This window comes from Paenibacillus shunpengii (assembly GCF_042684905.1).
In the GTDB taxonomy this organism is placed as follows: Bacteria; Bacillota; Bacilli; order Paenibacillales; family Paenibacillaceae; genus Paenibacillus; species Paenibacillus shunpengii.
On record NZ_JBHUMJ010000002.1, the window covers coordinates 1,958,479 to 1,983,452 of the forward strand.

The window sequence follows — 24,974 nt, forward strand, 5'->3', positions numbered from 1 at the left end:
GCATGGCACTAAATGAATTGTACCCGCCACAAAATGCACCCCACAGCGATGTGGAGGATATAAAGCGTCGAAGCAATTATTTAAGAGGTAGTCTTGTTGAAACATTAAAAGATCCAATTACAGGTTCTATTCCAGAGGACGATAATCGTCTGATGAAGCATCACGGCAGCTACATGCAGGATGATCGTGATCTTCGCAACGAGCGTGCCAAGCAGAAGCTGGAGCCAGCCTACCAGTTCATGCTGCGTGTACGCGCAGCTGGAGGTGTGGTGACACCGGATCAATGGCTGATGATGGATCGGATCTCTCATAAATACGGAAACGGTACAATCCGGCTGACGACACGTCAGTCCTTCCAGCTTCACGGTGTACTGAAATGGAATCTGAAGAGCACGATCCGCGAAGTAAACGATGCACTGCTAAGCACACTTGCTGCATGCGGAGATGTTAACCGGAACGTGATGTGCAACCCAAATCCTTACCAATCCGAAGTGCATGAAGAAGTGTATGCATGGGCGAGTAAGGTTAGTGATCATCTCGATCCCCGCACAAGAGCGTATCATGAGATCTGGCTTGATGAAGAGAAGATCATTGACAGCCGTGATAATGATGCCGAGCAGGAGCCTATCTATGGTGCGGTATATCTGCCGCGTAAGTTCAAGATCGGTATTGCAGTACCTCCATCGAATGATGTTGATGTATTCTCCCAGGATCTCGGATATATCGCGATCGTGGAGGATGGCAAGCTGAAAGGGTTCAATGTGACCGCAGGCGGCGGTATGGGGATGTCGCATGGCGATACCAAAACATATCCGCAGGTGGGTAAGTTAATCGGCTTCTGTACTCCAGAGCAGATGGTAGATGTAGCTGAGAAGATTGTGACGATTCAGCGTGATTACGGTGATCGTGCCGTGCGTAAGCACGCACGCTTCAAATATACGGTAGATGATCGGGGTCTGGATTGGCTGAAGAATGAATTGACCACTCGTCTTGGTTATGCTTTGGAGCCTGCGCGTCCTTTTCATTTCGATCATAATGGTGACCGTTACGGCTGGGTTGAAGGCAGCAATGGCAAATGGCACTTCACCCTGTTTATCCAGAACGGACGAATTGTCGATCTAGATGGTTATCCGCTGATGACAGGTCTTCGTGAAATTGCCAAGGTTCACAAGGGCGATTTCCGCCTCACGGCGAATCAGAACTTGATTATTGGGAACGTTGGACCGAAGAGCAAGAAGAAGATTGAGAAGCTGATCGCTGAATACGGCCTTACGGATGGGCTTCATTATTCAGCGCTTCGTAGAAACTCCATGGCATGTGTTGCGCTTCCTACATGTGGACTTGCGATGGCTGAATCCGAACGTTACCTTCCTACACTTATGGAAAAAATCGAGTATATTCTGGAAAGTAACGGACTTCGTGAGAAGGAGATTGTAATCCGCATGACAGGCTGCCCTAACGGATGTGCCCGCCCGATGCTGGCTGAGCTATCCTTCATCGGCAAAGCACCTGGTAAATACAATATGTATTTGGGCGGCGCATTTAACGGTTCACGCCTCAATAAGCTCTACAAAGAGAATATCGGGGAAAAAGAAATATTGGAGTCGCTTGATGAGATCATCGCAAGATATGCTAAAGAGCGTGAGGATGGAGAGCATTTTGGTGATTTTGTCATCCGTGCCGGATACGTGGAAGCTGTATATGACGGTATGAGATTTCACGCATAATATTTGCTGCATGGGAATTAAGGCTAGAGAAGTACCTGCTTTGACAGGTACTTCTCTTTTTGTTTTGGCTCTTGTACTGCTTTACTTTTTCGATTGAAGCCACCATAAGTTTTGAAATGGATCGACAAACCCTGCCATGCAGCCGCCATCTTCATCTTCCATCACTTCCATGACTGATGCTGCACCCGCTGCAATTGCTTTCTCGTATGTATCTGCTACGTTATCCACATAGATATACATTTGAATTGGTATTAATCCGTCATTCTTTAACTCACCGCAAACGCCTGGACCACAGCTGCCATCATGTGAAGTATCGGCAAAGTAAATGAGGCTCTCACCGATTTTCATTTCTGCATGAATTACTCCTCCTGTTTCTTCATGCTTGTTAACCTTCACGACCTCGGACTGAAAGACGGACTTGGTAAAATCAATAAATTGGGGTGCACTCAGCACCATGAAATAGGGTACGATTGTATGCTTCATTTTGAACTTCACTCCTTAGGATTTTGATGAATTTCACCTTACATTTAGATCATATAATATTGATGCAAATGCTAAGGTTTGTTATGTTTTTTATTGAAGTAAGGGTATTCTATACTTGAAAGCCGTCATTAGGTTTAATTCTAAATTACAAGCTGTGAATAGGAGTTGTTTATGAGAGGGATTGATATAGCCAAGAAATTGAACATTAGCACCAGTGCCTTAAGACATTATGAATCCTGGGGATTGGTTCCTAAGGTGGAAAGGGAGAAGAATGGCTACCGAATTTATACCGTGGAGCATGAGGCTTATTTTCAATGTATCCGTGCGCTCTTGCCTGGATTTGGTATGGAATTGATTAAAGAGCTTATGCCGCTTATCATAAGAGGGAACAAGACGGAGGCATTATGGCTGGTTAATCAAGCACAGGTAAAACTACATACAGAGAAGGAAACTGTACAAAAAACGGCAGAAGTACTTGAATTAAATGAGCTGATGGAAATTCCGCGTTTCTCTGATCGAAATTATTTTACAATTGGGGATGTAGCAAGAGAAGCAAATGTATCTACGTCTGCCATCCGACACTGGGAGAAGGAAGGGTTGATCACTCCAGATCGACACAAGGATAGTGGATTTCGTATTTACAATGCGTCTGATATCCGAAGAGTACTGATCATTCGAACTGTGCAAAAAGCCGCCTATTCATTGAACATTGTTCGTGAGGTATTAGCGGATCTTGAGAAGAATAACATTGCCCAGGCGAAAGAAATAACACTAAAGTCATTGGCCTACAATGATTACGCATTAGAAGAACAAGTACGTGGAATAGCAGCGTTACAGAATCTTCTCGATGTGGTGTCTAAATTACATTGAAGACAAGGAGAATAATTACATGGCAGAACCGTTGAAAAATATATACAATCCTGCCTTTCTAATGGAATTCGGACAAACGATACAAGCTGCTGATCCTTCCTTTCCGGCTGAAGCTTTCGTAGATAAAGTCATGAATGAGCATTGGGAGGAGCTTGCTCTGAAAGCTCGGATTCGTCATATTACTAACGTGCTCGGAGCTTTATTGCCTGAACGATATGAGCATGCAATCGATATTTTACTTGAAGTGAACCGGCATTGCTCTGGTTTTCCTTATCTGATTCTACCAGATTATGTGGAGGTATTCGGTCAAGCCGATGAGCATTTTGAGCTGTCCATGCGAGCACTTGAGACATTTACGCAGCATTCTTCTGCTGAGTTTGCGGTAAGACCGTTTATTATTCAGCATCCTGAACGGATGATGAAGCAAATGCTATCCTGGTCTACAAGTGAGAATGAGCATGTACGGCGGCTCGCAAGTGAAGGCTGCAGACCAAGACTGCCGTGGGGACAAGCATTGACTGAATTTAAGCGTGATCCCGCTCCAATCCTTCCTTTACTGACTCAATTGAAGGCGGATCCTTCCTTATATGTTCGTAAAAGTGTGGCCAACAATCTGAATGATATTGCGAAGGATCACCCAGAGCTGGTTCTACAGATCGCGAAGGAATGGATGGGACAGAATCCGCATACGGATTGGATTGTCAGACATGCCTGCAGAAGCTTAATTCGCTCAGCCGAACCGGAAGTGATGGCCCTGTTCGGATACACTTCAGCCTCAGAGACAATGCCGCTAGCTATGGAGGCAGCCGTGTCGGTAGTTCCTGTCACGATAAATATTGGAGAGAATACAACACTCAGGTACGAGCTGCTTGTTCGCACAGGTCCCCCTGTTCGTATTCGAATCGAATACGGTATTGATTTTGTTAAGGCGGGGAGCAAGGTTTCCCGCAAAAAATTTCTGTTATCGGACAAAACAGTAGAAGGAGGTTCCCGGCTTACCGGCTCAAGGACCCATCGCTGGGCAGATTTGACCACACGCCGTCATTACCCCGGCCTTCACCGTATTGTACTGCTCTTGAACGGTCAGGAAATGGCGTATACGGAATTACAGCTCCAAAATGCCATAGAGGACCAGCTTTAAGCAATTAATAACAAATAATCGATGCGCCCGAGGTCCATTACTTGAGACCTCGGGCGTTTTGTATTTCCCCCAAAGAAAGTGACGACTTTTAAACAAGAAAGCTGTAATATTAACTCACTACATTTGGAAGCGCTATCAAAAAGAAGAGAGGAGATGAGCATTTATATGAGGAAGCTTGCCGAGAGAGTCCTTCAATCACTGCATTCCATCGTTGTTCAATTGTTTTTGCTCTTTTTTATCGGTATGGCCATACCGGTAATCATCATGGGATACCTGTCATATGAGAAATCAGCCTCCATTGTAGAGGAGCAGGTCAGCAAGGTAGCGTCTCTTACGATCACGCAGCTGAGTGACAAATTGAATATGTTCTTCAAGAAAATTGACGATTCCTCCATGATGCTTCTCAACAGCAAAATTATCCACGGCATATTGGAGGATCAGGAATCCGGATTATACGAGAGCACCGCTAAGGTGAAAGAGGGAAAAGATTTGCTGACCTCCATTATGATCAACTCGCCTGAGATTCTGGATATTTATATTTTTGATATCAAAAAGCGGAATTCTGTGCTCAGCGCCGACTCCTTTATGTCGATTCCCAACCATGAGCAATCCGAGTGGTTTAAGCAGATCTTTCAGGCTAATGGAGCCTCTGTCTGGTTTGGTTTATCGGAGGAATCGTACCTCAAACAGGCGGGTATGGGCTTTCCTGTATTCGGATTTGGCCGGGCTATTCGCAGCTGGGAAACAGGTGAAATAACCGGAATTTTATTTTTTGAAATGATGGGCAATGTGCTGATTTCGGAGCTCGACAAGGTCCAGTTTGGTGACAGCGGTTATGTGGTCATCACGAATGATGAGCATCAGTATTTTTATCATCCGGACAAGACGCTCTACGGGCAAATCAGTGATCTGGAGCTCCCCGCTCAAATGAGGCAGTTTCACAGTGGAAATAAGAGCACTCTCATGATTCCTGAAAAAATGAACAACGGCTGGTATGTTCACGGCATTGTACCGCTGGAAGAACTGACAGCTGATTCCGCAAGCATTCGAAAATTTACAGTATGGATTATACTCGGTGCTCTGCTGTTTGCAATAGGAATGGGTTATTTTGTCACTTTAAAAATAGGAAATCCGCTGGTGAAGCTGAGCCGTTTGATGCGAAAAGGAGAAGAGGGCAATCTTAGTGTGCGAAGTCCGGATGTAGGAAGCAATGAAATTGGACAGCTTGGCAAGAGCTTTAACAAAATGATTGAACAGATCGATATCCTCATTCAACAAATCGCAAGAGAGGAGCGAGAGAAGAAACTGGCGGAAATCAGGGCTCTCCGCTACCAAATTAACCCTCACTTTCTCTATAACACACTGAATTCCATCCGATGGCTGGCCAGGCTGAACCGAACGACAGAGGTCGATCACACGATAACAACACTTGTACAGCTTCTCGAAGGGAGCTTAGCCCGCGACGGTGTTTTTATAAGGCTGGGAGAGGAGCTGGATCTGCTTACTAAATATATGATCATTCAAAGTTACCGATATGATTATGAGATTCAGCTGGACATCAGCTGTCCGGATGAACTTAGGGAAATACCGCTGCCGCGTATGCTGCTTCAGCCTATTGTAGAAAATGCTATTTTTCATGGTATTGCTCCAAAGGACAGTGGAGGCCGTATTGAGATTAAGGTTGCTTTGAACGAGGAGGATTTAACAATTCTCATTCGTGATGACGGTGTTGGAATGAGCAGTGATCGATTGGAGGAGCTGTTGAACCGGGACAGAGAACGATTTAACCAAGGGATGATGAATATCGGGGTCAGGCATGTGCATCAAACCATTCAATTGTATTACGGCGATAACTATGGCGTGCAAATGAGAAGCGGAATTGGGGCAGGAACCGAAGTGAAGATTACTTTATCCAGCCAAGGGGGAGATTTGGATGTGCAGGGTGCTGTTGGTTGATGACGAGAAAATAGCAAGAACAGGACTAAGGACAGTCTTTGATTGGAAAGGGCATGGCTATGAAGTCGTAGGTGAAGCAGCTAACGGTGCTAAGGCGATGAAATGGGTCGAGAGCAGAGACATCGATATCCTCATTACGGACATTGCAATGCCGGTTATGGATGGGCTTGAGTTAACCCGTGCAGCCAGGGAGCTGTGTCCTTGGATTCAAGTCCTGCTGTTGAGCTGCCATAGTGACTTTATATACGTAAGGGAAGGAATCCGGCTAGGTGCCTCGGATTATATCTTGAAACCAACATTAACTGAAAGCACGCTAGTCCCTGTCCTTGATCAGCTCCGAAAAAAAATGCACCAGGAAAAACAAAACCTTCGGATACTAAACGAATATAGGAAGGAGGCCATCCTGCTGCCGTATAAAAAGAAAGAGCATCTGCTGTACAAGGCACTCTCAGAAGATATAGTTGCCTCAACAGCCTTTCATACGGAGATGACTGCAGGAGCATTTCGGATGGCTGTATTAGACACTGACGGCTCCAATATTTCGTTAGAACAGCTCAAGATGCGATGGTATGAGGTGTTTCCGAATAGCATCTTCTGTACTGCTTATTCTCATCAATGTGTAATCTATTTGCCTGAGGATACGGCGAAGTTCCCTTTACTGGCCGAGTGGATAGACACGCAGCGCAGCCTCCGGGATTTCTCAAGCTCAGAACTCAATTTGACTATTGGAATAAGCAGGAAGCATCAACCTTTACACCGGATTCGTTCTGCATGGGAAGAGGCGAGAGCAGCGCTTTCTGCGATGTTTTTCACTGGACCAGGAAAGGTGCTGACTGCTGAAACAATGGAAAAGGATTACCCTGCAGATTCAGCAAATAACCAGGAATCGATATTGCAATTTGCCGACATGATCCGCTCTGGCCTGTATAGCAAAGGAGAGGAAATCCTCGAGAATATATGCAGGTGCTGGATGAGCTCAAACAGCAAGCAGCGGGTGATCACAGAGGCAGAAGGAGTGTTAAGCCTGTTTGTTCGGCAGGGAGCAAAGCACGAAATTGCTGCTCACATCAGGCAGCTTGATCGGTTTAAGCAGGTTCATGAAGTGATCGCTATTGTCAAACAGGATTATCGTGATCTTATCGAAGCGTTATCTACTGCTCTGTCTCCGGAAGAATCCATCCATGAACGAATTGTGGCCCAAGCAGTCAGTTATATAGAGACCCATTTCAGAAAAAGTATTTCACTTCAAGAAGTAGCAAGTCACGTATCCGTAAGCCGTAATTACTTTAGTGAGATGTTTAAACGCGTAACCGGGCATACCTTCATAGATTATTTGATTCATTTAAGGCTTGGGCATGCTAAACACCTGCTGGGAAGCTCCTCGCTCAAAGTGTATGAGGTAGCAGAAATGTCCGGTTTCAATGATGTAAAGCACTTCAGTAAACAATTTAAGAAATGGGTCGGCATATCTCCTGCTGAATATCAAGGTTTGTATCGCAAATGAATCATCGGAATTCAACACACTCTTTCGGAACATATCCCGTTCAATGGATAGTTTAACCCGATTTATAATAAAAGCGCTTACAAAATATACTTCGTAGTGAAGTCATCTACATTCAGCACCTAAAATTTATGGGAGGGAAAAATGATGACAAGAAAACAGGTTAGAGGGGCGATGATTGTACTCGCGCTGCTGTTCTCCACAATTCTTCAAGCATGCAGCGGAGCAGGAAGCGAAGGATCGGACGGAGAGTCGGGGGAAAAGGTAAAGATCAAATGGGCAAGCTGGGGCAACCCGGGAGAACTCAGCCGGTATCAGGAGCTGACGAAAGAATTTAACAGCACGCATGCTGACATTGAGGCGGAATTTATTCCGATCCCCGGTGAGTACGACCAAAAAATTCTGACACAGCTTACAGGAGGAACAGCCCCGGATATCTTTTATGCCGGAGATGGACTTATCGTTAAATTGATTGAGAACAACAGTATTGAGAATCTTACACCGCTTATGGAGGCGGAAGGCAGCCTGATTAAAGAGGAGGACTACTTTCCAGGGTTATGGGGTGCAGCTCAGCGGGACGGACAAACCTATGGTGTTCCCGTAGACTGCAATCCGATGGTGCTCTGGTATAACAAAAAGGTGCTTGAGGAGGCGGGAATAACGGAACTGCCTGCAGATTTGCAGGGGCGCGGAGAATGGACATGGGACAAATTTGAGGAGATGACGACCAAGATTCGTGAGAGCAATAAATACGGATACGTATTGGATAACAGCTGGAACACTTATCATAGCTGGGTTACTTCGAACGGAGGCCAGATTTATGATGGGAATGGTCAATTTATCGGAGCAACGGATGAGCGCTCCAAGGAAGCATTTCAGTTTCTATACGATAACGTAAGAGTAAAGAATATTACTTTCTCAGGCACCCTTCCCAAAGGACAAGGCGGAGATGCGATGTTCATGTCCAACCAAGTTGGCTTTGTCGGTGCTGGGCGCTGGTACCTGCCATTGTTTAAGAAAAATGCCAGCCTTGAATATGATGTCGTGACATGGCCGACAAACACCGGCAACAAAATCGAGCCGGCAGGGATAGCCACTGCCTATCTCGTGCTTAATAAAGCCTCGAAGAACAAAGAGGCAGCCTTTCAGTTCTTCTCCGAATATCTCAACAGCGATGGTCAAAAATTCCGCCTGCAAGGCGGTGGTAATGCCGTTCCATCCGTTGAAGGGGTTGATGAAGTTGTACTTGAGGGTAACCTTCCTGAGCATGCACAGCTGTTCTTAGATGCTCGTGAGGTGGGTTATGCACTTACTCCTGCTGAAGCGGGTATTCCAGGATTAACTCAGGACATCGCCTCCAAGTTCGAGGCGCTATGGCTGAAAGATCAGCCGCTGGAATCTTCTCTCATGGATATTCAGACGATGGCGAACCAGAAGATCGACGAATATAAGAGCAAGTGATCTTGATCATGACCCAGCTAAGGAGGTGCCTGTATAGTGAACATGCAGCTGCCGAGACCTTCGTTACCCTCTTCATCTCCGAAGGGTGAAATGTCCTCGGGAACAACATGGACCAACAGAAGGAAAGACGGCTTATGGGGATATTTCTTTATCTTCCCGCAATTATTGGGTTTAATCTGTTTTGCCCTGATTCCGTTAGTTTCTGCCTTTGCCATCAGTATGATGAACTGGGACGGCATGGGAACGAAAGAGTTTGTCGGATTTGCCAATTTTGCTTCCCAGCTGAAGGATGAAGAATTTCGGATCGCTGTCGTCAACACGATCTACTATACGATTCTATCAGTACCGACAGGGATTGTTCTCGCAATGCTTGTTGCGGTTGGACTGAACAAGGTGAAGGGCAAGGTCTTTTATAGACTGATTTACTTTATGCCTAATATTACGATGTCCGTTGCGGTTGCTGTTGTTTTTATGTGGCTGTTCAATGCGGATTTTGGCCTGATCAATCTGTACTTACAGGAGTGGTTCGGCATACAGGGACCGCAGTGGCTGACTGATAGCAGATTTGTTATGCCTTCTATCGCTTTGCTAAGTATCTGGATGGGGCTTGGAGGAAATATGGTCCTCTTTCTGGCGGGTCTTCAAGGAATTTCGCCCACATACTATGAAGCCGCGCAGATCGACGGAGCAAGTAAATGGCAGCAGCTCAAGTACATTACGATACCACTGTTGTCGCCAACCACCTTTTTCGTAACCATTATGTCCGTTATCGGCTCATTTCAGGTCTTTGACCAGTCCTTTGTCATGACATCGGGCGGACCAGCAAAAGCCAGTTATACGATGGTTTATCATATTTATGAAATGGCATTTGTTGATTTTACTTTTGGAAAAAGCACGGCAGCGGCCGTCATTCTATTCATCGTCATCCTTACCCTTACATTGTTCCAAATGAAAATGTCCAAGCGTTGGGTGCATTATGAGGATTAGAAGGCCCATCTTATGAGAGGAGGAACCATGGATGCCGCTTAAAGGCTTCAGGATCAGTACGCTGCTGCTTCATTTTGTGTTAATCATCGGCGCATGTATCATGGCTTTGCCTTTTGTCTGGATGCTGCTCAGCTCCTTGAAGGACTTGTCCCAAGTGTTTGTCGTTCCGCCGAAATGGATTCCTGATCCGTTTGTATGGACCAACTTCAGGGATTCTCTCACTGCGCTGCCCTTTGGCAGAGCTTATCTCAATAGTCTTTACATTAACGTCATTGTTGTCCTATGCCAGCTTATTACTTGTTCTATGGCAGCATATGCCTTTGCAAAAATCAAATTTCCGCTGCGGGAGCCTCTGTTCGTCATGTTTCTCGCAACGATGATGGTTCCCGGACAGGTGACCATTATTCCACTGTATTTGATGTTTAAAAATATCGGCTGGCTGGATTCCCATCTCGCCATCATCATCCCATCTGCGCTGTTGAATGCGTTTGGCGTTTTTCTACTGAGACAGTTCTTTCGCGGAATACCAAAGGACATGGAGGAGGCAGCGATAGTGGATGGCGCAGGGAGGCTGACCATCTATGCTAAAATTATGCTGCCGCTGATTAAACCGGCATTGTCTGCCTTAGGTATTTTTACTTTTCTCGGCATGTGGAACAACTTCTTTAATCCTCTTATCTTTCTAAACAGTCCAGAGAAGTTTACCGTACCGATGATGTTGAATTTATATCGAGGAATGTATTCAACGGACTGGACGCTAATGATGGCAGGTGCATCTATTGCCCTAATTCCGGTTCTGATCGTCTATGTAATTGGGCAAAGATACATCATTGAAGGAGTAACACTTTCGGGAATCAAAGGATAGAAAATTTATTATAATCTTCTACTCCCTTGGGTAAGATCCCATCACTCTTTATAAAAATTAGCAGTGGTAAATCAACGATTGCTCAACTTCTTGCTGAGAGATTTTCGAGATCTGTTCATTAAAGTCCAAGATGTCGTAATTGGGAAAGTCCTGTTTGTATCAAAAAAATCGATGAATCGAGCAGCCGTATTACTCAAAAAAAGGATGTCCAATATAGTAAAATATTGGTATAATCTGTTCATCCTAATAGATGAGGTGACTTATGGCTCTTCAAAGTAAACAAATATATGTAAATTTGCCTGTCAAGAATCTCAAAGCTTCTATCGATTTTTTCTCGGCCATCGGTTTTGCATTTAACGAGCAGTTTACTGACGAGAATGCAACGAGCATGATTATTGGTGACAACATCTATGCAATGCTGCTGTCCGAGGCACGTTTTAAGGATTTTATTGATAAACCGATAGCAGATGCTAAATCAGCAGCGCAAGTGATTGTATGCTTGTCTGCAGACAGCCGGGAGCAGGTTGACGAAATTGCTGACAAAGCGTTAGCTGCGGGTGGAAGATCATATAGTGAACCTCAGGATCATGGCTTTATGTATGGAAGAAGCTTTGAAGACTTGGATGGACATTTGTGGGAAATCATGTGGATGGATACGGCTGCAGTGGAATAATCATTTGAACTTGTACTGCCCTCTCAGAACCGCTTTTCAGCGTTGTACTCGAGAGGGCATTTTACTATTCATGATCTTTAGAGGAAGTTCGAGAAAGGAGACGATATATGAATTACAGAATAGTTGACAAAGATACATTTGACGTGGTTGGTGTCCATCGGGATTTTTCATTATGTAATGGAGAAAATATGAGGTTGATTCCGAGGCTGTGGGATGAAGTGCATGAGAACGGAGTAAACGACCATCTAATCGAATTGAATAACGGAAAAATCAAGGGAGTACTCGGTGTCTGTGTAGCACACGATGAACAACAGAGAGAAGAAAGCATGACTTACTGGATTGGTGTAGATTATGTAGGGGAAGCACCTGATCAATTCTCAAGACTAAGCATTCCAGCTGCAAAATGGGCGGTATTTGAGGTGCGTGGTCCCATGCCAGATGCGATGCAAAAGGTCTGGACACAGATTTATGGGGAATGGCTTCCTTCCAGCGGTTATGTACAGTCAGGCTCAATACAGTTCGAGTATTATACAGATCAAGATCCGTACAGCCTGGATTGTTATTCAGAAATTTGGATTCCGGTTGAGTAATCGCAGCAGCGCTAGTAATTAATCTCTCTACTAAGTGGAGGTACGATTTAGATTGACCATTATAATTAGGAGCGCTGCTGCTCCTTTTTATACTTAAATCTTCTTCATATGGAGATGGGCAAACGGACATTTACCCGTAGCTGGCTGTTCATCGTCGCTCAGAAAATATTGCTTCCATTCAAAATTGTCCTCACTGCCATAGAAGTTCAAATCTGGGTGAACACCGGTTTCATCATATTCGGTAATTCTTTCCCTGATCTTCTTCTTAATTTGAGCAGCGGCCGATATGTTCTTGTTAAATTCGGTAAGTACCCAGCGAGGGGTAATGGCGAAGATAAAGTAAGGGAAGTGCCGGCTTTGCCTTCGCTGATGAGCGGGAGTTGCACAATACATAAAATATTGCTCATCACCATAGCAATATTCCCACACGTTATGATCCGGGTCTTGCGGAATATGCTCCGGCCAAGGCTGTTCATCCCGCGCGCTCGTTTTACTGAGCACATCCCAGAACAGACGCTGATAATCTTCTACCTGGTATTGCTCAACGAGGTCCACCGGGGTTTCGAAAATAGCAATGAGAGAAGTATAGCTGCCGATTTCTTTTGACTGCTCTCCATAAGCAGCAAGGCTCTTTGCCAATTGCTCCGAAGCTTGTGGTGTTCTGGGATCACTAAGAAATACATAGCGGAAATGATTCAATTTATATCCAATGGTTGCAGGGATGCAGGGGAATTTGTGGTCGGTATCCGACATTTTCGCAGAGAAAAAACGATAAGCTTCTTCCATCCAGCCACCTGGTGATGCATGCTCTAAATTTACTTTATCAAACATCAGCATTGATCTCGGCCTCCTTATGTTGCTATTACTGTATTAAAGGAGGCCCTAATGTGTGTATTTGTCTATACATTACGCTCTTAGTATGCTGCTGAGATGAGCTGTAATGATGGCTGTGATCTCATCTCTTGTTAACAATTCAGGAAATGTCGTGTGGTGCACGACAAGCCCGTCCACAAGTGCGTGAAGCCGTTTGGCTTCAACTTCTACGATTTTCCCTTCTTTCGTCAAGTTGTTAGTTTCGAGCAGCTCAATCATTCGTTGAAAACCAACATACAATTCCTGATGAACATTTCTTAATATCATTCGCATACTTTCATTGGACACGGCTTCACCGGCAAAAACAAGCCACACCTCGGACTCTAATACCTGGTCCTCATCCATTGGTGTAATTTCACGGATAATGAGCTCAACATCTTTCCGTGGGTTTCCAGTAAACTGGATTTTTTGGATGCGCTGATTAACCCTTATAGATATGAGCTGCATAGCGAAGGACAATAATTCCTCCTGTGAATCAAAATAATGTCTTAAGGACCCAAGAGAAATACCCAGTTCATCCGCAATTCGGCGGACCGATACACCTCTGATGCCATCTTGACGGATAACTTTCCAAGCCGCTTTTGCAATTTCTTCTTTTCGTTTTTGGTGATTTACGATTTTTGGCATGTTTTTATAATAAACCAACACGTTATTTAATACAATTGTGCTATAATGATTTAAAAATACAATTGTATTAAAAAAGGAGCGGTTTTTCTTGCTGGTGGGTCTTATCATTGCTTGTGAAATCTTATTCTGGGTTCTGGTGTTTTCTGGATTGGCATGCCGTTATCTGTGGAAGCAAACCAAGCTGAGCAATCTACTGCTTCTACTAACACCGCTTGTAGACCTTGTGCTGCTTGCAGCCACAATTGTGAGTCTTCGAGGAGGAGCTGAAGCAACCTTGGCGCATGCAATGGCCGCTGTCTATATCGGTGTATCCATTGGATATGGGCATCGAATGATCTCCACAGCAGACACTTGGTTTTCCTTCAGGTTTGCGGGAGGACCTAAGCCGCGTAAAAAATTCGGAAAAGAACATGCTCGTCACGAAAGATCCGGTTGGCTTTTTCATGCGCTTTCGTGGGCGATTGGATGTGCATTATTATACGGGATGGTACTGATAGTAGGGGATGCAAGCCAGACGGAAGCCCTTGTCCAGACAATACGAATCTGGTCGATCATACTCGTCATTGATTTTATTATTAGCTTCAGCTATACCTTGTGGCCAAGGCATGAGAAAAAAATAAGCGTGTAGGTCTTGGAGAATCATTCAAAGAAGGAACCGTTACCGAAGTCCGGTCGGTTCCTTTTTGATGCCCCCATTTTAACGGGCACGTGATTCAGATAGTTTAAATTGGCTGACCATTTGATCGAGCAGAAGGGTGGTGCTTTCTACACTTTGAGAGGTGTGTCGTACATTTTTAATTTCGTGAATTAATTCCATAACTTTGGATTCAACCTCTGACGATATCGCTCGATTTTCAATACTGGTGCCAGCGATTTTCTCCATCAGCATCACAACTTCGTCTACCACTTGAGTCTTGCGGGCGTTTTCAATAGAAGCTGCTGATAATAGCTCTATGGCGGCGGATACTAGCTCATTCCCTTCATGAACAACTTGGCTTCCTTCATCCATGAATTTGTAGGCTTGTACTGCATCATCACGTATGTCTTTAATGATCTGATGCACTTCTGCAGTTGACTCATTGGTCATCTCGGAAAGTTTACGGATCTCAGAAGCCACTACGGCAAAGCCTCGACCATGCTCTCCGACTCTGGCTGCTTCAATGGAAGCATTTAAGGCAAGCAGCTGCGTCTGTTCCGAAATTTCCTCAATCGCTCTTACTACACTTCGGATTTGCTCGGTGGTATGCATAAATGTTCGGATTGATTGGTGGGTGTCCTCCACTTTATCGTGAATTTGATGCATTTTATCCCCGATCCGTTCGACCTCAGACTTCGCGATGGCGATTTCCTTGGATGCGTCCAGTTCAATCTTTTGAAGCTGAGTGCGCATTTGACCTGTCACTTCCTTAGCCACATCAATGTCGCGAAGCTGGTCAAGTGTGTGCTGAATCATGTTTTGAACATTTTGATTCACTCGCTGGGTGGAGCCTGCTGTTATCCTTGTTGATTCATTTAACGTATGCTGGCTGGATAATACATCTGCCGCCGCTGTTTTTACTCTTAGCATGATGCTTTCAAGGGAATCAATCATATTGTTTATCCATTTGGCTAGTTCACGGGTTTCATCGTTTCCAAACTCATTTGGTTTCAGACGCTGAGTTAAATCCCCTTTACCTTCTGCATTTATTCGTATGAATCGGGTAATATCTCTTAGTCTTGCGACAACTTTCGTAGTTTCTTTTTTATGTACGATTGTGAAGATCGTGAGGATGGAGAATAGCTGAATGACTCCGGCAAGAAGAGCTCCCATCCAAATCGAAGAATAGGTTGCTATAAAATACGTAATGGCGCCGGTAATAATCGAGCCCATGACTGCTAACCATCCTTGTTGCTTCAATTGATTGAATCCTATACTCCGAATCCGATAGACTTCCTCCAGATCGCCTTCGCACATCATCCCCCAAGTATCGGGGCAATGGGGGAGTCGAAAGGTAACCCCTTTGCCTATGACGGGGATATGGCGATAGTCTGAGTAGCCTGGAAATTCCACAAATAAGTTACTGCCATGATGAATGGTATTTGCGACACCGGGGTGAAGTTCCTTCGTAGACGGATCGGTGAACATTAACTCAAGTTCCGTATGCTCCTTGACGGTAACCGTTCCCCACTCGGTGGTTATGCCCTCTTTCAGATTTTCACCATGGGTAAAGGTATGATCTTCAAACCTGCTTCGAGAAAGAGCTGTTCCAGGTAGGATATGCGTATTAAGCTCAGGTCTCGCCATAAAAATATAATTATCACCCGAATCCGGATAGATATGTCCTGATTCTCTTTGAATCAAATCACCAATCACGTCATTGGGGATTCTTGCGCAGAGAGCGCCCATGTAATGATCATTCTGCCATATCGGTTCAATGAACAATAGAGTCATTTGATCATGGAAAGAGGAAGAGCGAGGTCCAATTCGTAGAGTAAGCGGATCTCGATAAGGTCCGAATAGACATTTTCTGCCTTGATGATCAGAAGAGGATACGTATGAGATTCCTCCCCATAAAACATGTGCTTCCGAATATTTCGCAGCAATATGCGGTTCGTAAGTGGAGTAAATCACCTGATGATCGCTGTCTAGCAGAAAAAGCTCAGTTATATCCGTTGCCCGGCTGCAGGTCTGAGCAAACAATTGGCTCCAATGGCTCATCTGATCGTTGTCGAAGAGAGAAGACACGCCTGCCACAGATTTCAATTGCATGAGCAGTTGCTCTAGATGGCGCCAATAATCCTCCGTCCAAGATATCAGAATGTTCATTCTTGTCTCTGCGATTCCTTCAAAGATTTCCTCTACATCTTTCTTAAGATTTTTGTTTAATTGGTATGAGCGCCATAACGGCAACCCTTTTTTGAATCCTATCCAACCAAACATAGATCCACCTCCACTTTTTCTCTTTGAATTTTTAATGAATATAATACCATATACCTATAATAAATAGGCGGTAATTCCAAAATTTTTAAAACTTTATACCTGGTTCTTATGAACTATAAAATGTTAAGTCGAGTATATTTAATCGGTAAAACACGAACGTATGTGCTATAATTATAGAGTGAGTGACTTTAGCAGAAATACGTGAAATGAAGAGGAGTTTAGGAATATATGAATAATCAATTAAAGGAACAACTGCTTGCCTTATCCGATCAGAAATATCAGCAGTTTACAGCAAGGCTTATACCCAATATCACGAACCTGCTCGGGGTCAGGCATCCTGAGCTGCATAAGCTGGCCAAGACGATTGCCAAGGGGGATTGGCGTACATATCTGAACCAGGCTGATGACGAGTATTTTGAAGAGGTGATGCTTCAGGCGATGGTCCTTGGCTACGTCAAGACTGATATTGACGAATTGCTGGAATATGTAGCAGCTTTTATACCCAAGATCACGAATTGGTCTATCTGTGACAGCTTTTGCAGCGGTCTGAAGATAACGAAGAAGAACAAAGCGCGTGTATGGGAGTTCGTTACCCCTTATTTGTCATCTGAGGATACCTATCATGTGCGTTTTGGTGTCGTGATGTTTCTCACTTACTTTGTTGATGAAGAATACATTGAGGAGGTGCTGCAGAAGCTCGGCACTATACACAGCGAGGAATATTATGTTCAGATGGCTGTTGCTTGGGCAATATCAATCTGTTATATCAAAATGCCGGAGCAAAGCACGAAATATCTGTTAGAGAGCTCACTAGATAAGTTCACTTATAACAAGGCTCTGCAAAAAATAACGGAATCTTATCAAGTTAGTGCGGAGCAGAAAGAGCTGATTCGCACTATGAGAAGAAAATGATAGAAGAAGACTTGTTAATGATATTTTCAATGCGTTTGAGAGCTAAGACGAACCGGGTAAATGTTTAACAGACTGGTGGTGGTCTGCTCCTTGGAGGGAGCAGGTGGATGCCGAAAAGTAGGTGCTTAGCATGAATACGATAATGTGGATCATTCTAATAGCTATGGCTGCAATCTGTGGTTACAACATCCTTTCGTCGATTTTACAATCGAGAGCGCGTAAGACTTCGGTGCAGATTGTAACGACAGTTCATGATAATCCGTCTACAAGCAGGGCGTTTACCTGGCACAGTCGGAATCCGAATAGCCGTGCTCAGCTGCAAATCACAAAGGGGAGTGAGAGAGACTTTGAACACAGCTCTGTTGCAGGATATGAAGCTGACCATTCCGTGATCAGACTAGAGGGTCAGGAGATTGCTGTTCATCGAGTGGTGACAGCAGGTCTCAAGCCGAGCACAATGTATAGCTATCGGGTAAGAGACAGCAATGAGGAAGATTGGAGCGAACCCCATACTTTTACGACGGCAGCAGAAGAGATATCAGAGGTATCATTCATTTATGTGACGGATTCCCAGGCGGATAAAGTGAATGAATTTCGTCTATGGGAGAATACGATGAAGCAGGCATTTGCCCGATTTGCAAATCCTGACTTCGTTGTGCACGCCGGAGATTTGGTTGAAACAGCAGCGAAGAAGAGCGCATGGAGCCATTTTTTTAATGCCAGCATGTTCTGGATTGGAAAGACGCCCATTGTTCCGGTCGTTGGTAATAATGATATTAAAGACATCGGAGCAGCCCGTTATGCTTCCTATTTCCATCTTCCTGAGAATGGAGCTGAAGCGCTGAAGGGAACACAGACGAATTATTCCTTTGACTACGGCTGCTTACATATTGCAGTACTGAATACGGAGATGTGTATTAAGCAGCAAACGAAATGGCTCGAAGCCGATCTGTCAGGAACTCATTGTGAATGGAAGATCGTGGTGATGCATCGACCCATCTATGGCGGCACGATTACGAAAAAGCTGGTGGATTGGTCTCGCATTATCGACAAATATAAGGTGGATCTGGTGCTCCAGGGTCACAATCATGTGTACTCACGTTCACATCCTGTGAAGAATGGAAGGGTCACCGGGGATGGAAGCGATACGGTGCGAGATCACGAAGGTGCCATCTATGTCGTAGTCAATGCCAGCGGACCCAAATTCAACAAGCTGAAAGAGGATCAGTTCTATCATAAGCTGCATTTTCAGAATAATAAGCAAATCTATGCCGGGATTTCGATCTCGGGGAAAATGCTGACGTATCAAGCCTATGACGTGGACGGTCAACTGCTGGATCAATTTACAATTCTACATTGAGAGAGATATAGGCTCGCCTCTTACTCAAACATGGAGTAGGAGGCGAGCCAATTATACTTGTGTTTAATTAATCAATTCCCGGAATATGCTAAATCTTTGATTGACACTTATGCTGTGTGTCCAATGGTTATGCTCACCAATTCTATAATGGTAAGTGCGATTCTCTCTTCACGGTGCGGACGCCGGCTACCGGTGCCACCTTGTATCCGCCAGCTGCCCCAAATCGGATGCGAATCTTATCCTTACCCGCTGTTATCGTCTCAGGCAGATCATATATGAACGTTTCCAGCTGGTTGAGCTCCTCAGATTCAAGCAAGCCCTGGCCAAGCCGTATTCCGTCCGCTTCCATGTGGAAGCGAATCTTTGGATCAGATGTTTTTAGATAGGTGACTGCAAGGCTAACCGGAGCGTCCGGACGGACCTTCATCTCAAAAGAGAACCAGCCAGACGGCCATGTATCTCTGTATTTTCGATTGTAGATTCTGCCTAGATTTACGTGCTCGCCTTCAAACTCATGATCCCGTTCCGGCTGCATTTCAGCAGGCTGCATAAAGTCGATCGTGATCTCCTCCAGCCTCGCTTGATAGGCTGCGCTTTTCCGATATTCTGCCTCGGTCTGCGTCCATTCTTCCGGTGTGAACACGTCAAAATAGACGGTATAACGATGATCGTAGAGTGAGTAGAACGGTCTGAAATAAACATCAGAGCCACGGTCAGTCAGATGATAGAGTTGTTCCCCGGCCGGCGTGATGCGGGCTGCGATATCTTCAGGCGTACCGATCAGTACCGCTGGCAGCTCACGTTCCTTGACACTCATTGCATATTCATAATCTGCAGCCAGCACTTGCGGACCGTACATGAAGGCAACACGTTTAGGATTGTCCGGCATGGCTTCCACTCTGACAGTCATTGGAATGTCATATTCTACAACATCCCCATCCTGCCATTCCCTAGTGAGCGAAATGTAAGTAGAAGGGGGAGTGTTAACTGGTAAGGCTTCACCATTAACTTTGATGCTCATGCCTTTCTCAGCCCAGTAAGGACAGCGGATTTGGAGTGTAAACTGAACCTCGTTATCCGTATGGACCGTTAAGCGGCCTGTCGCTTCTTGAGGGAAGCGGGTCTCCTGCTGTAGGGTGACGCCTAGCTCTTTCCATTGAACCGTAGACGGGACATATTGATTCACGAACAAATTTCGATCTTGATGAAAATAAATGGCGCTCCCGTATAAAGAGTGGCTCTCCATACTTGATCCTACACAGCAGGTAAAATCCTCGAATTGAGAGTTGAACGATTTTTGTCCACCCATTTCCAGGGATACAAAATAGCAGACGCTGCCATCCGTCGGGTTCTGAGAAGCAAGAATATGATTAAACATGGCTCGCTCGTAATAATCTGCATAATGCGCAAGGGCATCCCACTTGAACATATGTCTGGTCAATTTCAGCATGTTGTAAGTGTTGCAGGTTTCACATGTGCCTTCCCCAAGCCGGTCATTCAGCTGATCCGGTTCGCCAAAGTGTTCATTGTAGCTGTTCCCCCCGATAACATAGGAATGGTGATGAACAACGCGATCCCAGAAAAAGCGGGTAATATCCGCATACTTCGGTTCTCCTGAAGCCTCGAACTGTCTCGCTGCCCCGATAATTTTTGGTATCTGAGTGTTGGCATGACGCCCGGCGAGCGTGTCTTTTTCCTCAGAAATATCGTTCAGTACTTCTCCATGATAAAAGCGTTCAGCCAGCTTAAAGAACTTGTTATCACCGGAATGTTCAGCGAGATCGGTAAGCACTTCGTTCATTCCGCCAAATTCACAGTGCAGCACTTGCTGCATCTGCTCTTCGGTAAGTCCGGCACAGACATCATCAAGCCATTCCCCAAGCCGAATCTCGACTTCCAGTGCCAGCCGATTACCCGTAAGGGTATAAGCATCACGCAGTCCGGCAAATAGCTTATGCATCGTATAGAGCGGAACCCAGCCGCCGTTCAGATCAAACCCTTGGGATCGGATATCCCCGGCTTTAATTTCCTCGAACAACTCTCTCCCTCGCGGGATACCGGATACATAGCCGTTGCCGTGACTATCCTGGCATACTTTTAGCTCCTGAGTGACGTAATCAGCACGCTGTTTAAGCTCTTCATTTCCCGTTGCGGCATACATCAGCGCACATCCGGACAAATAATGTCCCAAGGTATGACCGCTGATGCCCCGGGATTCCCATCCTTCATAGTGAGCAGCCTTTGGTGTTAGTCCTGCGTACTCACGAAAACGAGATAGTAAACGATCGGCATCCAGCTTCAGCAGGTAGGCTGTATTTAGTTCCATCGCATGTTTAAGAGGACCCGCATCCACTCTGACGTGGTGCAAGTCAAATCCAGCAGCTTTCAATGTCATTCTCTCCTTATGTCTTGCCAGCAATGAGAAGCAAGTGTATATTTTTATCATTAAATTACCATTCATCTCTTGATTTGTCGGTAGATTAAGGTTACATAAGGTGGACATTTCCGACAGACCTACATGGGGGGACACTTATGAATTATTTGAAGATCAATGGGGATCAGCCTGTGCATTTCTTGGCGGCTGGGGAATTTATTTCTGAAACGGAGTGGATTCATTTGGACCGGATTATGGGTGTTTACGAGCTCATTATCGGGGTGGAGGAGACGGTATATATTGAGGAAGACGATACACAGTACGAGATCAGCCGGGGAGACATCTTACTGCTGCATCCCGGACATCGGCACCGGGGATACCGAGTATCTAAACCTGGTGTGAAGTTCTATTGGTTCCATTTTGATTGTCCGAAGCCGCCACAGATTCTAAGTTTATCTGAAATGGAAGAAGAGAGCCTGTCGATCCATTCAGAGCCCGTGCTGGCTTGGACCGTGTCTGATTTATATCTTCCGCAGTATGCTTCAGCTCCTTACGGTGACCGGATCCATATTATTGTCAACCAAATCCTTCATGTAGCCAATTCAAGCTACTATACGAAGCAAAGTGTACATTACTTGATGACCTCGCTCCTCATCGAAATATCCGAGCTTACCCTGCAGCGGCTTGCAGTGCAGACCTCGCGGGTGACCGAAGGCAAATCACATTTTGTCAAAATGATGGAGTGGACGAAGCTGCACGCGGCCGAGCCGCTGACTGTAAATGCGATTGCTCTTAAATTCAATTATCATCAGGATTCGGTGTCTCGAATGTTTAAGCAATATACCGGAATGGGTCCGCTCGCCTATATTCATCAAATACGGATGGAGAAGGCGAAGGGGCTGCTGACTCGGACAAGCCTGTCCATAAAGGAAGTAGCCGAGGAATCGGGCTATCCAGATGAGAAGTATTTTATGAGATTGTTTAAGCGAACTGTAAATATGACACCGACCCAATTCAGAAATGCGTACCACCAGACTTTTATGAACAATGTGTAATTTAGCCATTGAATACGCATACAAATGGTGCTATTATTTAACAAATAGTTAAATATATTTATATATATGTAAACTATTTGCCGATGTACATACCTCATATTCAGTCTTATCCTACGTCGATCGGTTCTTTGTGTAAGCGTTTTACAATGACTCTAGTTTCTTACTTTTTTTGAGGCAAAGGAGAGGGATGTTTTGCGTAATTTACTCAAAGCTAGCAAAAAAGCCGCCGTGTTAACGACTACGCTCACGGTATTATGCAGCGTTATTGGAACTTCGGGGTATGCGAGTCCAGAAGTGGATACGGCAAAGAAGGGGAAGCCTGCCAATAAAGTTCCCGTGTTTCAGGAGGGCTCGGTGCATGACCCTTCTGTTATCAAAGTGGACGATACCTATTATGTGTTCGGTTCTCATCTTGCTGCTGCGAAGACAGATGATCTGATGAACTGGGATATGGTCGCAGCGGGTGTTGCCGATGGCAACAAACTGATTCCGAATGTGACAGAAGAACTTAAGGAAACACTTGAATGGGCACAGACCAATACTCTGTGGGCAGCCGATGTTATTCAGCTCGAAGATGGACGTTATTATATGTACTACAATGCTTGTAAAGGGGATTCTCCAAGATCTGCACTTGGTGTAGCGGTTTCGGATCATATTGAAGGACCTTATGTTGATCAAGGGATCCTGCTGAAATCCGGCATGTGGGGCGAACCGAGCGAAGATGGAACCATTTACGACGCATCCATTCATCCGAATGCCGTAGACCCGGATGTGTTTTTTGATGAGAACGGGAAGCTATGGATGGTATACGGATCTTATTCAGGTGGTATTTTCATCATGGAATTGGACCCCGAAACCGGTAAACAGCTGCCAGGACAAGGCTACGGCAAGAAGCTGATGGGCGGTAACCACAGCCGGATTGAAGGCCCGTATATCTTGTACAGTCCTGAAAGCGATTACTACTATATGTTTGTATCCTTTGGCGGGCTGGATGCGATAGGAGGATATAACATCAGGGTTGCGAGATCCAAGAATCCGGACGGTCCGTATGTGGATGCAGAAGGAAATGATATGATTCAGGTCAAAGCAAATCCAGAGCTGCCTCTGTTTGATGATCGGACAATTGAACCGTTTGGTGTGAAGCTGATGGGGAACTATCAATTCACGAGAGCGCTTGGAGATCCGGGAGCAGGCACAGGCCTTGGCTATATTTCTCCAGGTCACAATTCAGCATACTATGATGAAGAGACAGGCAAGCATCTGCTATTCTTCCATACCCGTTTTCCAGGTCGTGGGGAAGAGCACGAGATTCGCGTCCATGAAATGTATATGAATGACAAAGGATGGCCAGTCGTAGCGCCATACCGCTATACGGATATCCAGCAGGAGGAAGTGAAGAAGAACGAAGTAGCAGGCAGCTATAAAATTGTGAATCACGGCAAAGACATTTCAGCAGAGCTCAAAACATCCGTCATTGTAACGCTGGAGAAGAACGGCAAGATCAGCGGCGATGTGAAGGGGTCTTGGAGCCTGGATAAAGACGGGACTGCAACACTTAAGGCAGATGGAGTTACCTATACAGGGGTATTCACGAATGAATGGGACGAATTGGCCCAGAAAAATGTAGTAACCTTCAGCGTATTATCTGATTCCGGAGTCGCCATATGGGGCAGCCAAATGGAGGAAATGAAGGATAAGGAAGTGGTTGCCGCGGTGAAAAAAGATCTCGATCTAGGCAATACTGCGGCAGTATATCAGAATATCAATTTGCCTGTGACTGGAACCAGAGACAGTGTGATTTCATGGACTTCTTCGAATGAAGATGTCCTCTCCAAGGCTGGAATCGTCACAAGACCCGCCGCTGGCGAGGATAATGCAGTAGTGAAGCTTACAGCAACGATTCAAAAAGGTAAAGTGCGGGACACCAAAACGTTTAACGTCACTGTACTTGCAGAAATCGAAGGCCCGAAGCTGGTCGAATATGATTTTGAAGGAATATCGGGACAATCTGTGCCTGACCTTAGCAGCAACGGATTTAATGGTACACTAATCGGTGGAGCTGAACCACAAGGATCTGGCAAAATAGGTCAAGCCATCAAATTTAATGGTACCGACGGTTATGTGGAAGTGCCTGAGTTAGTCACAGATGCAGAAGACTTTACCTTCGCAGCGTGGGTATACTGGAATGGCGGGGGAGATTGGCAGCGAGTCTTTGATTTTGGCAATGGGCTCGGCAAGCATATGTTCCTGACACCTTCTCAGCATCTGGGAGTGATGCAGTTTACCATCCATAATGGAGTGGATCAAAGTCTTCTCGCACCTGCGAAGCTTCCGGTGAATGAATGGACGCACGTAGCAGTTACTCTTGAAGGAAACACAGGTAAGCTGTATGTGAACGGCGAGGTCGTAACGAAGAGCGATCAGATGACTTTTAATCCGAAAGAGCTCGCCACGACCGATGCATATCTTGGCAAGAGCCGCTATGCAGCAGATCCGTATTTAAACGGCAGCCTCGATGAAGTGAACGTATACAATAAGGCACTTACAGATGAAGAAATTAAAGAACTGGCTGAGAAATACAAACTAATTATTTGAACTA

Annotated in this window: 20 protein-coding genes; 15 read left to right on the forward strand and 5 right to left on the reverse strand. The window is 45.2% G+C overall.

Annotation, left to right across the window (positions count from 1 at the left end; all coding sequences use genetic code 11):
• Positions 1 to 2 precede the first annotated feature (2 nt).
• Complete coding sequence (gene cysI, locus ACFSVM_RS09135) at positions 3 to 1,727, forward strand: assimilatory sulfite reductase (NADPH) hemoprotein subunit (RefSeq protein WP_090727085.1); 1,725 nt, start codon at positions 3 to 5, stop codon at positions 1,725 to 1,727.
• An 81-nt stretch (positions 1,728 to 1,808) separates the two neighbouring features.
• On the opposite strand, the gene ACFSVM_RS09140 is transcribed toward cysI, so the two are convergent.
• Positions 1,809 to 2,210 (reverse strand): VOC family protein, encoded by a 402-nt coding sequence (locus tag ACFSVM_RS09140; protein WP_090727084.1) that lies wholly within the window; start codon positions 2,208 to 2,210, stop codon positions 1,809 to 1,811.
• Positions 2,211 to 2,381: 171 nt separating this feature from the next.
• Here ACFSVM_RS09140 and ACFSVM_RS09145 point away from each other — a divergent pair, with 171 nt between their 5' ends.
• The 9 genes from ACFSVM_RS09145 to ACFSVM_RS09185 all read left to right on the forward strand — a co-directional run bounded on the left by ACFSVM_RS09145 (position 2,382) and on the right by ACFSVM_RS09185 (position 12,254).
• Complete coding sequence (locus tag ACFSVM_RS09145; protein WP_090727083.1) at positions 2,382 to 3,080, forward strand: MerR family transcriptional regulator; 699 nt, start codon at positions 2,382 to 2,384, stop codon at positions 3,078 to 3,080.
• Positions 3,081 to 3,099: 19 nt separating this feature from the next.
• Complete coding sequence (locus ACFSVM_RS09150; protein ID WP_379261610.1) at positions 3,100 to 4,221, forward strand: DNA alkylation repair protein; 1,122 nt, start codon at positions 3,100 to 3,102, stop codon at positions 4,219 to 4,221.
• 165 nt (positions 4,222 to 4,386) lie between these two features.
• Positions 4,387 to 6,177 (forward strand): cache domain-containing sensor histidine kinase, encoded by a 1,791-nt coding sequence (locus ACFSVM_RS09155; RefSeq protein ID WP_379261612.1) that lies wholly within the window; start codon positions 4,387 to 4,389, stop codon positions 6,175 to 6,177.
• Complete coding sequence (locus ACFSVM_RS09160; protein WP_379261614.1) at positions 6,155 to 7,681, forward strand: response regulator; 1,527 nt, start codon at positions 6,155 to 6,157, stop codon at positions 7,679 to 7,681. The genes ACFSVM_RS09155 and ACFSVM_RS09160 overlap by 23 nt, the downstream gene beginning before the upstream one ends.
• Before the next feature lie 144 nt (positions 7,682 to 7,825).
• The gene (locus ACFSVM_RS09165; RefSeq protein ID WP_076315177.1) at positions 7,826 to 9,139 is read left to right on the forward strand and encodes an ABC transporter substrate-binding protein; all 1,314 of its coding nucleotides are present in this window, start codon (positions 7,826 to 7,828) and stop codon (positions 9,137 to 9,139) included.
• Positions 9,140 to 9,229: 90 nt separating this feature from the next.
• Complete coding sequence (locus ACFSVM_RS09170; RefSeq protein WP_047911968.1) at positions 9,230 to 10,126, forward strand: carbohydrate ABC transporter permease; 897 nt, start codon at positions 9,230 to 9,232, stop codon at positions 10,124 to 10,126.
• Positions 10,127 to 10,157: 31 nt separating this feature from the next.
• Entirely contained in the window at positions 10,158 to 10,991 is an 834-nt protein-coding gene (locus tag ACFSVM_RS09175) for a carbohydrate ABC transporter permease (protein WP_090727073.1), read from the forward strand.
• A 262-nt stretch (positions 10,992 to 11,253) separates the two neighbouring features.
• Positions 11,254 to 11,664 (forward strand): VOC family protein, encoded by a 411-nt coding sequence (locus ACFSVM_RS09180; protein WP_076315179.1) that lies wholly within the window; start codon positions 11,254 to 11,256, stop codon positions 11,662 to 11,664.
• A gap of 107 nt (positions 11,665 to 11,771) precedes the next feature.
• Complete coding sequence (locus tag ACFSVM_RS09185; protein ID WP_379261617.1) at positions 11,772 to 12,254, forward strand: GyrI-like domain-containing protein; 483 nt, start codon at positions 11,772 to 11,774, stop codon at positions 12,252 to 12,254.
• A gap of 93 nt (positions 12,255 to 12,347) precedes the next feature.
• Here ACFSVM_RS09185 and ACFSVM_RS09190 read toward each other — a convergent pair whose 3' ends face one another.
• Positions 12,348 to 13,091 (reverse strand): YqcI/YcgG family protein, encoded by a 744-nt coding sequence (locus ACFSVM_RS09190; RefSeq protein ID WP_076315181.1) that lies wholly within the window; start codon positions 13,089 to 13,091, stop codon positions 12,348 to 12,350.
• Between the two features lie 69 nt (positions 13,092 to 13,160).
• Positions 13,161 to 13,754 (reverse strand): TetR/AcrR family transcriptional regulator, encoded by a 594-nt coding sequence (locus tag ACFSVM_RS09195; protein ID WP_379261620.1) that lies wholly within the window; start codon positions 13,752 to 13,754, stop codon positions 13,161 to 13,163.
• A 94-nt stretch (positions 13,755 to 13,848) separates the two neighbouring features.
• Here ACFSVM_RS09195 and ACFSVM_RS09200 point away from each other — a divergent pair, with 94 nt between their 5' ends.
• Entirely contained in the window at positions 13,849 to 14,382 is a 534-nt protein-coding gene (locus tag ACFSVM_RS09200; RefSeq protein WP_379262954.1) for a hypothetical protein, read from the forward strand.
• Between the two features lie 69 nt (positions 14,383 to 14,451).
• On the opposite strand, the gene ACFSVM_RS09205 is transcribed toward ACFSVM_RS09200, so the two are convergent.
• A complete protein-coding gene (locus tag ACFSVM_RS09205) occupies positions 14,452 to 16,674 on the reverse strand; it encodes a methyl-accepting chemotaxis protein (protein WP_379261622.1) in 2,223 nt (740 codons plus the stop codon).
• 228 nt (positions 16,675 to 16,902) lie between these two features.
• Between ACFSVM_RS09205 and ACFSVM_RS09210 the strand changes: the two genes are divergently transcribed.
• Both ACFSVM_RS09210 and ACFSVM_RS09215 read left to right on the forward strand, forming a co-directional pair.
• Positions 16,903 to 17,586, forward strand: coding sequence for a DNA alkylation repair protein (locus ACFSVM_RS09210; RefSeq protein ID WP_379261624.1), 684 nt, complete (start codon positions 16,903 to 16,905; stop codon positions 17,584 to 17,586).
• A 130-nt stretch (positions 17,587 to 17,716) separates the two neighbouring features.
• Complete coding sequence (locus ACFSVM_RS09215) at positions 17,717 to 18,946, forward strand: metallophosphoesterase (protein ID WP_379261625.1); 1,230 nt, start codon at positions 17,717 to 17,719, stop codon at positions 18,944 to 18,946.
• 142 nt (positions 18,947 to 19,088) lie between these two features.
• Here ACFSVM_RS09215 and ACFSVM_RS09220 read toward each other — a convergent pair whose 3' ends face one another.
• Entirely contained in the window at positions 19,089 to 21,335 is a 2,247-nt protein-coding gene (locus ACFSVM_RS09220; protein WP_379261627.1) for a beta-L-arabinofuranosidase domain-containing protein, read from the reverse strand.
• A gap of 143 nt (positions 21,336 to 21,478) precedes the next feature.
• Between ACFSVM_RS09220 and ACFSVM_RS09225 the strand changes: the two genes are divergently transcribed.
• Both ACFSVM_RS09225 and ACFSVM_RS09230 read left to right on the forward strand, forming a co-directional pair.
• The gene (locus ACFSVM_RS09225) at positions 21,479 to 22,375 is read left to right on the forward strand and encodes a helix-turn-helix transcriptional regulator (RefSeq protein WP_076315188.1); all 897 of its coding nucleotides are present in this window, start codon (positions 21,479 to 21,481) and stop codon (positions 22,373 to 22,375) included.
• 192 nt (positions 22,376 to 22,567) lie between these two features.
• Entirely contained in the window at positions 22,568 to 24,970 is a 2,403-nt protein-coding gene (locus ACFSVM_RS09230; RefSeq protein WP_379261629.1) for a family 43 glycosylhydrolase, read from the forward strand.
• Positions 24,971 to 24,974 lie beyond the last annotated feature (4 nt).

Coding starts and splice junctions, on each gene's coding strand:
- cysI (WP_090727085.1), top strand. CDS start 3: ATGGCACTAAATGAATTGTACCCGCCACAAAATGCACCCCACAGCGAT.
- ACFSVM_RS09140 (WP_090727084.1), bottom strand. CDS start 2,210: ATGAAGCATACAATCGTACCCTATTTCATGGTGCTGAGTGCACCCCAA.
- ACFSVM_RS09145 (WP_090727083.1), top strand. CDS start 2,382: ATGAGAGGGATTGATATAGCCAAGAAATTGAACATTAGCACCAGTGCC.
- ACFSVM_RS09150 (WP_379261610.1), top strand. CDS start 3,100: ATGGCAGAACCGTTGAAAAATATATACAATCCTGCCTTTCTAATGGAA.
- ACFSVM_RS09155 (WP_379261612.1), top strand. CDS start 4,387: ATGAGGAAGCTTGCCGAGAGAGTCCTTCAATCACTGCATTCCATCGTT.
- ACFSVM_RS09160 (WP_379261614.1), top strand. CDS start 6,155: ATGTGCAGGGTGCTGTTGGTTGATGACGAGAAAATAGCAAGAACAGGA.
- ACFSVM_RS09165 (WP_076315177.1), top strand. CDS start 7,826: ATGACAAGAAAACAGGTTAGAGGGGCGATGATTGTACTCGCGCTGCTG.
- ACFSVM_RS09170 (WP_047911968.1), top strand. CDS start 9,230: ATGTCCTCGGGAACAACATGGACCAACAGAAGGAAAGACGGCTTATGG.
- ACFSVM_RS09175 (WP_090727073.1), top strand. CDS start 10,158: ATGCCGCTTAAAGGCTTCAGGATCAGTACGCTGCTGCTTCATTTTGTG.
- ACFSVM_RS09180 (WP_076315179.1), top strand. CDS start 11,254: ATGGCTCTTCAAAGTAAACAAATATATGTAAATTTGCCTGTCAAGAAT.
- ACFSVM_RS09185 (WP_379261617.1), top strand. CDS start 11,772: ATGAATTACAGAATAGTTGACAAAGATACATTTGACGTGGTTGGTGTC.
- ACFSVM_RS09190 (WP_076315181.1), bottom strand. CDS start 13,091: ATGCTGATGTTTGATAAAGTAAATTTAGAGCATGCATCACCAGGTGGC.
- ACFSVM_RS09195 (WP_379261620.1), bottom strand. CDS start 13,754: ATGCCAAAAATCGTAAATCACCAAAAACGAAAAGAAGAAATTGCAAAA.
- ACFSVM_RS09205 (WP_379261622.1), bottom strand. CDS start 16,674: ATGTTTGGTTGGATAGGATTCAAAAAAGGGTTGCCGTTATGGCGCTCA.
- ACFSVM_RS09210 (WP_379261624.1), top strand. CDS start 16,903: ATGAATAATCAATTAAAGGAACAACTGCTTGCCTTATCCGATCAGAAA.
- ACFSVM_RS09215 (WP_379261625.1), top strand. CDS start 17,717: ATGAATACGATAATGTGGATCATTCTAATAGCTATGGCTGCAATCTGT.
- ACFSVM_RS09225 (WP_076315188.1), top strand. CDS start 21,479: ATGAATTATTTGAAGATCAATGGGGATCAGCCTGTGCATTTCTTGGCG.